This window comes from Thalassospira profundimaris (genome assembly GCF_003326795.1).
In the GTDB taxonomy this organism is placed as follows: Bacteria; Pseudomonadota; Alphaproteobacteria; order Rhodospirillales; family Thalassospiraceae; genus Thalassospira; species Thalassospira profundimaris_C.
The window spans coordinates 114,790-126,398 of the sequence record NZ_JPWI01000014.1; the positions used below are offsets into that span (position 1 = coordinate 114,790).

At 53.4% G+C, this 11,609-nt stretch carries 9 protein-coding genes; 4 read left to right on the plus strand and 5 right to left on the minus strand.

The window, feature by feature from the left end; translation table 11 throughout:
- The first annotated feature begins 12 nt into the window (after positions 1-12).
- The gene (locus tag TH30_RS18530; protein ID WP_147252053.1) at positions 13-609 is read left to right on the plus strand and encodes a hypothetical protein; all 597 of its coding nucleotides are present in this window, start codon (positions 13-15) and stop codon (positions 607-609) included.
- Positions 610-689: 80 nt separating this feature from the next.
- On the opposite strand, the gene TH30_RS18535 is transcribed toward TH30_RS18530, so the two are convergent.
- Positions 690-2,483 carry a chloride channel protein gene (locus TH30_RS18535; RefSeq protein WP_114099595.1) on the minus strand — a complete coding sequence of 598 codons (1,794 nt, stop codon included), beginning with the start codon at positions 2,481-2,483 and terminating at the stop codon, positions 690-692.
- Between the two features lie 299 nt (positions 2,484-2,782).
- Between TH30_RS18535 and TH30_RS18540 the strand changes: the two genes are divergently transcribed.
- Positions 2,783-4,027 carry a multidrug effflux MFS transporter gene (locus tag TH30_RS18540; RefSeq protein WP_114099596.1) on the plus strand — a complete coding sequence of 415 codons (1,245 nt, stop codon included), beginning with the start codon at positions 2,783-2,785 and terminating at the stop codon, positions 4,025-4,027.
- Positions 4,028-4,102: 75 nt separating this feature from the next.
- Here TH30_RS18540 and metH read toward each other — a convergent pair whose 3' ends face one another.
- The 4 genes from metH to TH30_RS18560 form a co-directional block, all read right to left on the minus strand.
- On the minus strand, positions 4,103-6,751 hold the full coding sequence (gene metH, locus TH30_RS18545; protein ID WP_114099597.1) for a methionine synthase: 2,649 nt from the start codon (positions 6,749-6,751) through the stop codon (positions 4,103-4,105).
- Positions 6,752-6,789: 38 nt separating this feature from the next.
- On the minus strand, positions 6,790-7,854 hold the full coding sequence (locus TH30_RS18550) for a homocysteine S-methyltransferase family protein (RefSeq protein ID WP_258548791.1): 1,065 nt from the start codon (positions 7,852-7,854) through the stop codon (positions 6,790-6,792).
- Between the two features lie 50 nt (positions 7,855-7,904).
- On the minus strand, positions 7,905-8,798 hold the full coding sequence (gene metF, locus TH30_RS18555) for a methylenetetrahydrofolate reductase (RefSeq protein ID WP_404969466.1): 894 nt from the start codon (positions 8,796-8,798) through the stop codon (positions 7,905-7,907).
- Between the two features lie 62 nt (positions 8,799-8,860).
- A complete protein-coding gene (locus TH30_RS18560) occupies positions 8,861-9,838 on the minus strand; it encodes an ArsR/SmtB family transcription factor (protein ID WP_114099599.1) in 978 nt (325 codons plus the stop codon).
- A gap of 393 nt (positions 9,839-10,231) precedes the next feature.
- On the opposite strand from TH30_RS18560, the gene TH30_RS18565 reads away from it, so the two are divergent.
- Together TH30_RS18565 and TH30_RS18570 are read left to right on the plus strand one after the other, a co-directional pair.
- Positions 10,232-10,930 carry an MlaA family lipoprotein gene (locus TH30_RS18565; RefSeq protein ID WP_258548792.1) on the plus strand — a complete coding sequence of 233 codons (699 nt, stop codon included), beginning with the start codon at positions 10,232-10,234 and terminating at the stop codon, positions 10,928-10,930.
- A gap of 9 nt (positions 10,931-10,939) precedes the next feature.
- Positions 10,940-11,581, plus strand: a complete 642-nt coding sequence (locus TH30_RS18570) for an MlaC/ttg2D family ABC transporter substrate-binding protein (RefSeq protein WP_114099601.1) — start codon at positions 10,940-10,942, stop codon at positions 11,579-11,581.
- Positions 11,582-11,609: the final 28 nt, after the last annotated feature.

Here is an 11,609-nt window from a genome sequence, read left to right on the forward strand (position 1 = left end):
AGGGTTCTCGACATGAGTACAATTTTTGGATTGGGCAACGGGTTGCCAATGTCTTCCCGGGTCAGTTCATCTGACCGTTCAGGTGCACACGAAGGTATCGGAGGTTTTAGCGCAGGTAGCGCTGCACCTGTTCTGACGACGGGCAAAACAAATTCGGAAACCGGCACATCGAAAAGCCAGCTTTCCGATGCGATGCAGTCCGTCATGCTCGAATTTCAGAATATCGGGTCCGGATCATCAAGCTTTGCTGCTGCCATGGCAGACGCGCAAGGCAATGATAACAGGTCCGGGCAAAATTCGGTTGGTGATAGCGTTTCACCATCGCAATCTGACTCAACCGACGCTGACTCGCTAAATGCAGAAAAGGACGCTGAGGAAGAGTTCAGAACCGCACTGCGCGATGCCAATTCCATTCCTGTCAAAGACGATGAAAAGGCCAAGAAGGCCGAGCTCGAAAAACAAAAGCAACGTCAGGAATATGAACAGGCGCAACAGACCGCAACTGACATCCCCGAGGATATTTCAGGGGTGGACAGTCGCGTTACAGCCCAGGTGCTTGGCGGACAGTTTACAAGAAAGCCCGCAACTCCTGGCACCTTGGCCGCATGATCTGATCACGGCAACAACATTACAAAAGAGCAGCACCATCTGGTGCTGCTCTTTTGTCTATTTCCCAAGTTCTCGAAACATCAGAACAGTTTTGGCGGCGCATCACCGCGCTCTTCGCTTTGCAGTTCAAGAAGTGCGTTGTTATAGGCCATCATCGCGTCCTTTTCATGGACAAAGCCGATCATTTCGCGGTCTTCATCATTGTTAAGCACCGGCAGATGTTCCTCGCCGGTTTGCTCCATCAGACGAATGGCCTTTTCGATACTGTCGGTTCTAAACAGCACAGGCGGCTTTGATCGTGCAACGTCACCCGCCGTTGCATTCTCGGCAGATGCTGGATCAAACGTCGCATTGCGCAAGTCGGTCAATGTGATCGTGCCGTGCAGTTTTCCGTTTTCATCCACCACAAACAACTCGGAATAGGGTGCGTTGAAAAGTGCGGCACGCACCGCTGGCAAGTCTTCTGACAGTGGAACCGTGACATATTCGCGCTTCATGATATCTGCGACCTTGATCATCCGCAGCAGATTGACCTCGCGCCCCCAGCGGGTTGAAAGCCCACGCATCTTTAGCTGCAACTGGAAGAACGACCCGCCATTGGACTGATCCATGATCACCGACGCCAGAACGGATGCCAGCATCACTGCAATGGTCAGCTGATAATCACCCGTAAGCTCAAACACGATCAGGGTTGTTGAAATCGGTGCGCCCAAAACGGCCGCTGCCACCGCCCCCATCCCGACAAGGGTGTAGGCACCATGGCCCGAAGAAAAACTCGGCAAGGCATGGGTTGCGATAATCCCGAATGCACCGCCCAGCATCGCACCAAGGAACAGAGCCGGACTGAACATGCCACCGGCAAAACCAAGCCCCATGCAAATCGCCACAACGAACGCCTTGGCAAACAGCAACCCGATCAGAAAGGCCAGACTGTAAGCCTCATAAAGCGCATCATTCATCGCACCATAACCCACACCGATCACCTGCGGGAAGCCCAGCCCGACCAGACCGACCACCAGCCCGGCGATTGCCGGTCGCCCCCAAAGCGGGGCCTTTGCGATGTCTGCGACCTTCTGGACAATCGGGATCGCACGTACGGTCAACATCGCCGTTACCCCGGCCAAGATGCCAAGCAACGCAAATGCCGGGAACTCCCAGAATGACTGGATGTTGTGCAGCGGGATCAAAAAGGCGACATCCGAGCCATAATAAAGCCGCGTTATCACCGTGCCCATTACAGAGGACATGACAATTGGCGCAAATGCCGTCCGCGCATAATGCCCCAGCACGACTTCGTGGGCGAAAAACATGCCGGCCAGCGGTGCGTTGAATGACGCAGCAACCGCCGATGCGACACCGCATCCCAAAAGAGTTCGGGCAGCACTCCGGCGCAAATGCAATATCCGCGCAAGCCACGCGCCGAAAGATGCCCCCATATGAACGACCGGACCTTCCCGGCCAAGGGACGCACCACTTCCAAGCGACACGGCACTGGCGATCGCACTTTTGATGCCACAACGTGTCGACATCCGCGCATCATTAAAGGATGCCGAGTCAATCACATCAGCAACCCCGTGCGGGCGCTGTCCGGGCAAGAATTTGTAGATAAAAATACCGACCACAAGCCCGCCGACAGTCGGACCAAGGACAAGATGCAGGCTCGACAAGCCTTTTAGATGTTCATGCAGGGATTCTTCGCCCCAGCCATAGACCAGTGACTGCACCAACAGAATGCCATCGCGAAACAGGATCGTACCACCACCGGCCATGGCTCCCACAACCAGTGCCAGCAAAGAAAGAACCAGTTGCTCGCTTTTGACCAAGCGGCGCATACGGTTTAGCAAGATATTGGATTTGATCAGTTTTTCGGCCATTACCGCAACACCGCAGGGCAAATATTTCTAAAGTAGGGATCATAGGATCGGTGATTGCTGCGAATAAAGGGTAAAGACCCGAAACACCACGGATAATTTCGCAAAACCACACCTTTCATCGACACATCCTAATAATATGGACAAATCACCCTTTCGGAACTGTTGCCATAAGTGATTGTCCGGTCGAACCCAGCATTCAAAAAACGATCATTGCCAATCACCGGAAAAATGCAGCATTCTGCGCGGTCTGTTCAAAAATATAACGCCACCCGAACCGTGTTGATACGGAACCCGAAAAAATGAATGATCCCCGCCCTACGGGTAGTGCTGCGGCAAGACCGCTACCCGGCTTTGCTGAATTTGTCTGTCTGATGGCAATCACCATCGGACTTGTCGCCCTTTCAATTGACAACCTGCTGCCTGCTTTCGGGCCGATTGCCGAAGATTTCGGTATCCAGGACGGCAATCGCATGCAGATGCTGATTTACGTCTTCATGATCGCCTTTGGACTGATGCAGATCGTCTATGGTCCGCTTGCTGACAGCTTTGGTCGCCGTCCCGTCCTGATTGGCGGTCTTGGCATTTATGCAATCGGGACCATCATGGCAATCTTTGCTGATAGCTATGAGCATCTGCTTGTTGCACGTTTTGTGCAGGGATTGGGAGCCGCCGCTCCACGCGTTCTGACCATGGCCATAACGCGCGACTGCTTTGAAGGCCGCGAGATGGCACGCGTGATGTCCTTTGTCATGATGGTCTTTATTATCCTGCCGGTCTTTGCACCCGCATCGGGTAGCCTGATCCTGGCACTGGCAAACTGGCATATGATCTTTGTCAGCACGCTTGTTCTCGCGATTGCAATTGTCTGCTGGTATTTGCTTCGGATGCCCGAAACCCTGCATCCCGAATACCGGCACAAATTGTCTGTTCGCCGGATCGCACGCGATATCAAAACCACGGTGACCAACCGTCAGACCCTTGGCTATTCCACAGTAATGGGCATGATGTTTGGCTGCCTGATGGCCTATATCGGGTCTGCCCAGCAAATCTTTGAAACCGAAGTCTACGGCCTTGGTGCCTGGTTCCCGCTGGTATTCGGGATGATCGCCGCTTGTATGAGTTTCTCGTCCTTCATCAATGCGCGTCTCGTACGAAAATTAGGAATGCACAAGATTTCCCATGTGGCCCTGTTCATCATGACCATCAGCAGCCTGATCAACGTTCTGATCGCACTTGGCTTTGATGGTCATCCGCCGCTTCCTGTCTTTGGTATCGGGCTGACAGCAACATTATTCTGTTTCTCGCTGACCATGCCAAATTTCAACTCGCTGGCCATGGAGCCTGTGGGGGCAATCGCAGGTACAGCCTCTTCGATGATTGGCGTTTACAGCACGCTTATCGGCGTGATCGCCGGAGGCATCATCGGGCTGCAATTCAACGGCACCGTCACCCCGCTTCTGGTCGGCTACTTCTTCCTTGGCCTGATCGGTATCGTCATTGTCGGCATTACCGAACGTGGTAAATTCTGTCGAGCCACACATTAATCGCCGAACAGAATAGCCAACGGAAAAAGCCCCGCAGAGTGCAGTCTGCGGGGCTTTTCATTGCGACCAGCCAGATCAGGATGCCTGACGTGGATCGTAATTCAGGTTTGGCGCCAACCAGCGTTCCGCCTCGGCCATGGTCATACCCTTGCGCTCGGCATAACTTTCCACCTGATCACGCTCGATCTTGCCAAGGCCGAAATATTTGGCTTCGGGATGAGCAAAATAGAAACCGCTGACCGACGATGCCGGGGTCATTGCACAGCTTTCGGTCAAAGACACGCCGACATTCTTTTCAGCATCAAGCAGCGACCAGAGAGTACGTTTTTCGGTATGTTCCGGGCAGGCCGGATAACCCGGTGCCGGACGAATCCCGCGATAACCCTCTGCGATCAGTTCGTCATTGCCAAGGCTTTCATCCTTGGCATAGGCCCAAAGTTCCTTGCGGACTTTTTCATGCATGCGCTCGGCAAAGGCTTCGGCAAACCGGTCGCCAAGCGCCTTGACGAGGATTGCGTTATAATCGTCATGCTCGGCTTCAAGCTTGGATGCAATTTCTTCAACCTGCGGACCGGCTGTAACGACAAAGCCGCCAATATAGTCGGTCTTGCCACTTTCTTTTGGCGCGATGTAATCGGCCAATGCACGGTTCGGACGTTTGTTGTTTTCACGATACATCTGCTGACGCAGGGTCCGCAGCATCACAGGTTCGTTCTGATCCGGGGCCGGGGTGACTTCGATATCGTCGCCAACCGAGTTTGCCGGCCAGATACCAACGACTGCCCTTGGCTTGAACCATTTTTCGGCCACGATGCGCTTGAGCATTGCCTGCGCATCTTCATAAAGGCTGCGCGCCGTTTCTCCGACCTTTTCATCCTTCAGAATGTCGGGGAAACGACCATGCAATTCCCAGGTCTCAAAGAACGGTTTCCAGTCAAAACGCGCCACCAGTTCTTCAAGATCGAATTCCTCAAACACCGTGATACCCGGCTTGGCCGGTACCGGAACATCGTAGGCATCCCAATCAAGCTGAACCTTGTTGGCGCGCGCATCCGCAAGCGCAAACCGCTTTTTCTGCAGTTGCTGTGCTGCGTGCTTTTCGGCCATCGCGATATATTCGTTGCGAATTTCCGCAGCAAAGCGTTCGCGATGGGTCTCGGACACCAGCTGACTTGCAACACCAACTGCGCGCGACGCATCAATCACATAGACAACCGACCGGTTATAGTTCGGTGCGATCTTGACCGCTGTATGAACTTTCGAGGTGGTCGCCCCACCGATCAGAAGCGGGATATCAAGCCCCTCGCGCTCCATTTCGGCAGCAACATAGGTCATTTCTTCAAGCGATGGCGTGATCAGACCGGAAAGACCGATCATGTCGACATTTTCGGCCTTGGCAGTTTCGATGATTTTCTGTGTTGGCACCATCACGCCAAGATCAAGGACCTCGAAATTGTTACATTGCAGAACCACACCCACGATGTTTTTGCCGATGTCATGAACATCGCCCTTAACTGTCGCAAGCAGGATCTTGCCATTGGTTTCGCGGACCCCGTCCTTTTCTTCTTCGATGAACGGAATGAGGTAAGCGACGGCCTTTTTCATCACGCGGGCAGATTTGACCACCTGCGGCAGGAACATCTTACCGGCACCAAACAGGTCACCGACAATGTTCATGCCATCCATCAGCGGACCTTCGATCACGTGAAGGGGCTTGTCTGCCTGCTGACGGGCTTCCTCGGTGTCTTCTTCGACAAACTCTGCAATGCCGTTAACCAGTGCGTGGGCCAGACGTTCATTGACCGGCTTTTTACGCCATTCAAGATCGATTTTCTTTTCCGGGCCGCCAGTTCCTTTGTACTTCTCGGCCACTTCAAGCAAACGGTCCGTCGCATCTGAACGACGGTTCAGGATGACGTCCTCGACACGTTCGCGCAATTCAGCCGGAATTTCTTCATAGACAACAAGCTGACCGGCATTGACGATCCCCATATCCAGACCGGCCTTGACCGCGTGATACAGGAACACCGAATGCATGGCTTCGCGGACCGGGTTATTGCCCCGGAACGAGAAGGACACGTTCGAAACACCGCCGGAAATCTTTGCATAAGGCAGGTTGGCCTTGATCAGCTTGCAGGCCTCGATGAAATCGACAGCATAGTTGTCATGCTCTTCGATACCGGTCGCAACGGCAAAGATGTTCGGATCGAAGATGATGTCTTCTGGCGGGAATCCGACCTTCTGAACCAGAACATCGTAGCTGCGTTTGCAAATCTCGAACTTGCGATCGACCGTATCAGCCTGACCTTTTTCGTCAAAGGCCATGACGACGACGGCCGCACCATATCGGCGCAGTTTCTTGGCCTGGGCGATAAAGGGCTCGTCGCCTTCTTTCAGACTGATCGAGTTGACGATGCCTTTGCCCTGAAGACATTTAAGGCCAGCTTCGATCACATTCCATTTGGAACTGTCGACCATGATCGGTACGCGGGCAATGTCGGGTTCGGCTGCGATCAGGTTGATGAATTTCACCATCGCCGTTTCGGCATCAAGCATCGCATCATCCATATTGATGTCGATGATCTGTGCGCCGTTTTCGACCTGTTGGCGGGCAATTTCAACGGCTGCATCGTAATCTTCGTCAACGATCAGCTTCTTGAATTTGATCGAGCCTGCAACGTTGGTACGTTCACCAATATTGATAAATCTGGAAATGTCGGTCATGGGTCTGTTCGATCTCTTTTCAGCAATCAATATCGGGTTCAGGCAGCGTCAAACGGCTCAAGGCCGGACAACCGCATTCTTGGTTCTATCTTCGGAAGCGTACGCGGCTTGGCATTGGCAACTGCATCGGCAATGGCCTTGATATGCGGCGGCGTCGTGCCACAGCATCCACCAAGCAGGTTAACCATACCGGTTTCCGCCCATTCCTTAACCAGCGCTGCCATTTCGGCATCGGTCTGATCATATTCACCAAATTCGTTCGGCAAACCGGCATTGGGATAAACCGACACACGGCATTCGGCAATACGCGAGAGTTCCTGTACATAGGGGCGCAACTGCGCGGCACCAAGTGCACAGTTCAGTCCGATCGAGAACGGCTTGGCATGACGGACCGAATTATAGAACGCTTCGGTCGTTTGCCCCGAAAGGGTACGACCCGACGCATCCGTGATGGTGCCTGAAATCAGGACCGGGACGTCTTCGCCGCGTTCTTCAAGCACCTCGTCAATCGCATAAAGTGCCGCCTTGGCGTTCAGCGTATCAAAAATGGTTTCGACCAGAAGCGCATCTGCCCCGCCATCAAGCAAACCCTTGGCGGCTTCCTTGTAGGCGTCTTTGAGCTGATCAAAGGTAATTGCACGGAAGCCGGGATTGTTCACATCCGGTGAGATCGAAGCGGTACGGTTGGTCGGGCCGATGGCACCATTTACAAAGCGCACATCGCCGGGATGGGCGGCTTCCCACTCATCGCACGCCTGTCGCGCAATCTTGGCACTTTCGAAATTGATCTCGTAAGCCAGATGTTCCATGCCGTAATCGGCCTGGGCAATCGTCGTCGCACTAAAGGTATTGGTCCCCTGAAGGTCCGCTCCGGCTGCGATATATTGCAGATGGATGTCCTTGATGATGTCCGGCCGGGTCAGTGACAACAAATCATTGTTACCTTTGACATCCTGCTTCCAGTCGGCAAACCGTTCCCCGCGGTAATCTTCCTCGGTCAGTTTGTGTTTCTGGATCATGGTCCCCATGGCGCCATCAAGGATCAGTATCTTTTCCTCGGCCCGTTTGCGTAACAGGGCGACGCGTTCCTTGCGATCATTCATCTTTTTCATCCAGTCTTTCAGTCATGCATTGCAAAGTGGGTGTTCGGAGTTCAGGCAGCAGCCTTGTCCGTCCCGCGAATACCCAGCGCATGACAGATGGCATAGGTCAGTTCGGCGCGGTTGAGGGTATAGAAATGGAAATCGCTAACGCCTTCCTTCATCAAACCTTCAACCTGCGAGATGGCTTCGTGGAATGCAACCATGCGGCGCGTTTCCGGGTCTTCATCCAGACCATCAAAACGCCAGTGCAACCGTTCGGGAACAGAAGCACCACACATATCGGCGAATTTCAACAAAGATGCGAAGTTTGTAACCGGCAAGATACCCGGAACAATCGGCGCATTGATGCCAGCCGCATCACATTTATCACGAAACCGAAGATAGGTTTCGTTATCAAAGAAAAACTGCGTAATGGCGCGATTGGCACCGGCATCAATCTTGCGTTTCAGATAATCAATCTCGAAATCGGCACTTGGTGCATCGGGATGCATTTCCGGATAGGCCGAAACCGAAATATCAAAATCGGCAATTGCCTTAAGCCCCGCAACCAGATCAACCGCATATGGATAACCGCCCGGGGTAGGCGTATAGACACCACCGGCATCAGGCAAGTCACCGCGAAGCGCCACAATCGAACGAATGCCTTCGTCCCAGTATTTGCGAGCGATTTCTTCGATCTCTTCTTTGGTATGACCAACACAGGTCAGATGGGCGGCCGCCGGAATACCGGTTTCGCCCTGAATGCGGGTGACGCTGCCATGGGTGCGATCACGCGTCGTGCCACCCGCCCCATAGGTTACAGATACGAATGACGGGTTCAGCGGCGCAAGCCGATGGATCGAGCGCCACATGGTTTCTTCCATCTTCTCCGTTTTAGGGGGGAAGAATTCGAACGAAACCCGCAGATCGTTGTGTGCTGCCTGTTTTTCTTGAACCGTCATCATATCAATCCTGTCTTCACTTTCCCGTGTATCGGGATGTTCTTATTTAGGTCGGGTAACGCGGACTATTCCGCCGCCTTGTCTGTGCTATTCTTTGGTACCTGTTCGGTCACACGTGCCGCAGCATGTGCAACCCAGATTCTGACAGTCAGCGGTTTGCCGGGCAGGTTTATGACATCGTCAAAGACAAGTTCACATGCGCGAAACCACGTACTGATCGACGAATCCTCAAAACCAAGGCGACGATGGGCGTGTTCCTCGCGCAGCTCGTCACGGTCATGAGGCGCAAAGTCGACCACTACAAGCTTTCCATTTGGCGCAAGAACGCGCGCAGCCTCGGCAATTGCCGCATCCGGCTTTTCTGCGAAATGCAGAACCTGATGCAGGGTCACGACATCAAACATGCCGCCCGGATAAGGCAGTTGATACATATCGGCCTGCCGCACCAGACAATTTGAAAGATCGGCCCGTTGCAAGCGCGCACGCGCAACTGCCAGCATCTCGCGCGACATATCAACGCCAACACCTTCTTCGGCATTCTTGCCAAGAAGTTCAAGGATACGTCCGGTACCGGTACCGATATCAAGTATCCGCCCGCCACCCAGATCACCGACGGCATCAAGCAATGCCTGTTCGACAACGGCCTCGTCGATATGCAGGGAACGGATTTGATCCCAATCTTCGGCATTGGCGCGGAAATATTCAGTGGCGATTTTTTCGCGCTGGGCTTTGACCTGTTCAAGGCGAGCACGATCAAGCGACAGAATCTCGTCATCAACTGGCAACAACGCCAGAACCGGCTGCACCAGATCGGCCCCAGGACCGGAATGTGGCGTCCGATAGAAAACCCAGGTCCCTTCGCGAAAACGAACCAGAAGGCCTGCTTCGCACAATAACTTCAGATGGCGAGAAACGCGGGGCTGGCTTTGGCCAATGATCTGGGTGATCTCGCTGACGGTCAGTTCGCACTCGGCACAAATGGCAAGCAGGCGAAGCCGTGTCGCTTCAGCCGCTGCGCGCAATCTTGCCAGAACCTGTTCCATATCGATATCTCCCGTCTGATAAAAATAGATATAAAGATATGTTTATATTTAATCAATATCTATTTTCCTACCCAAAGGGGGTATGGTAAAAACATCACACGGCAAAACAGCTTGATCCCTTTCAACTTTTTGTATGCTGGCGTTTAATTTCACCCTATGCTAACCACATAAATATTCGAGACGTACACGATACATGATCGGACTTCGCGAGCAGGAAGTTGATCGGTAACGTTTTTTGGTGTTCCCGCACGAGAAACGTCTTGGGTCAAGGAAGTCTATGTATCGAACATCGGTTGGCTGAAAATAATGAAGTTTCGAGCTCTACTTTCACTCTGTGCTGCTGGTTCGCTGTCCTTGTTGACGGCTTGTGCATCAACAGAACCTGCACAGGACATGAGTGATTTTGACCCGATTGAACCGGTAAACCGTGTTGTTCACGGCGTGAACGGCGCAGTCGATTTCATGGTTCTTTACCCTGCTGCCATGTGGTACCGGGACATTGCACCGGAACCTGTAAAAACCTCGGTCGCAAGCTTTGTGCGCAACATCAATGAGCCGTTGAACTCTCTCAACGCGTTGCTGCAGGGCGACCCGGATCAGGCAGCTGCCTCTTTCCAGCGTTTCATCATGAATACGACGCTGGGCTTCCTCGGATTTAACGACGTCGCTGCCGATTTCGGCATTCCGTATCGTCGTGAAGATTTCGGTCAGACTCTGGCGCATTATGGCGTTGGCGCCGGTCCGTATATCGTGCTTCCGCTGTTGGGCCCGTCCAACCTGCGTGATGGCATTGGTCTTGGTGTAGATTATGTTGCCAACCCGCTGACCTGGGGTTCGCAAAACAGTGACACAGCCGAGGCACTTTACCTTGGCTCGATCGGTCTGAGTGCACTTCACTATCGCTATTCAACGGTCAATCAGCTGAACGAATTGCAGAAGTCGTCCATCGACTACTATGCCGCACTGCGCAGCCTCTATCGTCAGCAGCGTAACACCCTGATCCGCAACGGCGCCCCGGCACCAGCATCCGAGATCGAGGGTGAAAGCGCCGAGTTCAGCTTTGACGATGCCGTTGAAGCTGCCAGCCAGTAAGAGTACGTCATGACCAAGCGCAAGATCATCATCCCCGCAGCAGCCGCTTTCATTGCCGTTGCTGCGGCGTGGTCGGGTCCGGCCGTTGCGACAGGTGCTTCTGCGCCTGTGCTGGCGGAAGTTGCCGTTGATCAAAGTGCCGCAAACGTCATTCAGGCCCTTGCCGATCAGGCGATGACCGAATTGACGGACCAGACTCTTGCAGACGATGTCCGTCGTCAGAAATTCGTTGCCCTGATGGATCGCTATTTCGAGATGGACGTTGTGTCGCGTTTTGTGCTCGGCCGCTACTGGCGCTCCATCTCCAAGGAGGAGATCGGGGAGTTTTCCAAACTTCTCCAGAATTACTTGGCCCTGAACTATGCCAACCAGTTCAAGGCCTTTAACGGTGAACAGTTCGTCGTCGGTAACGAAACCGAGAAGAACAAGGACACATTCGTCAATTCGCAGTTTGTTCGCCCGGATGGCCCGCCTGTGAATATTGTCTGGCGGATGCGCGTCTTTGACGGCCATTACAAGATCATTGATGTCTCCATCGAAGGTCTGAGCATGGGCATCACACAGCGTGACGAATTCACCGCCGTGATCCAGCAGAACAATGACGATGTCGGCGCACTGACCGCTGCCCTTAAGGCAAAAACCGGTCTCTGATCATTCGATCATCGCAGTCGCCTTCAAA

Bases quoted from the DNA above. Each gene is read 5' to 3' on its own strand.
- TH30_RS18530 (WP_147252053.1), top strand. From the start codon at position 13: ATGAGTACAATTTTTGGATTGGGCAACGGGTTGCCAATGTCTTCCCGG.
- TH30_RS18535 (WP_114099595.1), bottom strand. From the start codon at position 2,483: ATGGCCGAAAAACTGATCAAATCCAATATCTTGCTAAACCGTATGCGC.
- TH30_RS18540 (WP_114099596.1), top strand. From the start codon at position 2,783: ATGAATGATCCCCGCCCTACGGGTAGTGCTGCGGCAAGACCGCTACCC.
- metH (WP_114099597.1), bottom strand. From the start codon at position 6,751: ATGACCGACATTTCCAGATTTATCAATATTGGTGAACGTACCAACGTT.
- TH30_RS18550 (WP_258548791.1), bottom strand. From the start codon at position 7,854: ATGAATGATCGCAAGGAACGCGTCGCCCTGTTACGCAAACGGGCCGAG.
- metF (WP_404969466.1), bottom strand. From the start codon at position 8,798: ATGATGACGGTTCAAGAAAAACAGGCAGCACACAACGATCTGCGGGTT.
- TH30_RS18560 (WP_114099599.1), bottom strand. From the start codon at position 9,838: ATGGAACAGGTTCTGGCAAGATTGCGCGCAGCGGCTGAAGCGACACGG.
- TH30_RS18565 (WP_258548792.1), top strand. From the start codon at position 10,232: ATGAGTGATTTTGACCCGATTGAACCGGTAAACCGTGTTGTTCACGGC.
- TH30_RS18570 (WP_114099601.1), top strand. From the start codon at position 10,940: ATGACCAAGCGCAAGATCATCATCCCCGCAGCAGCCGCTTTCATTGCC.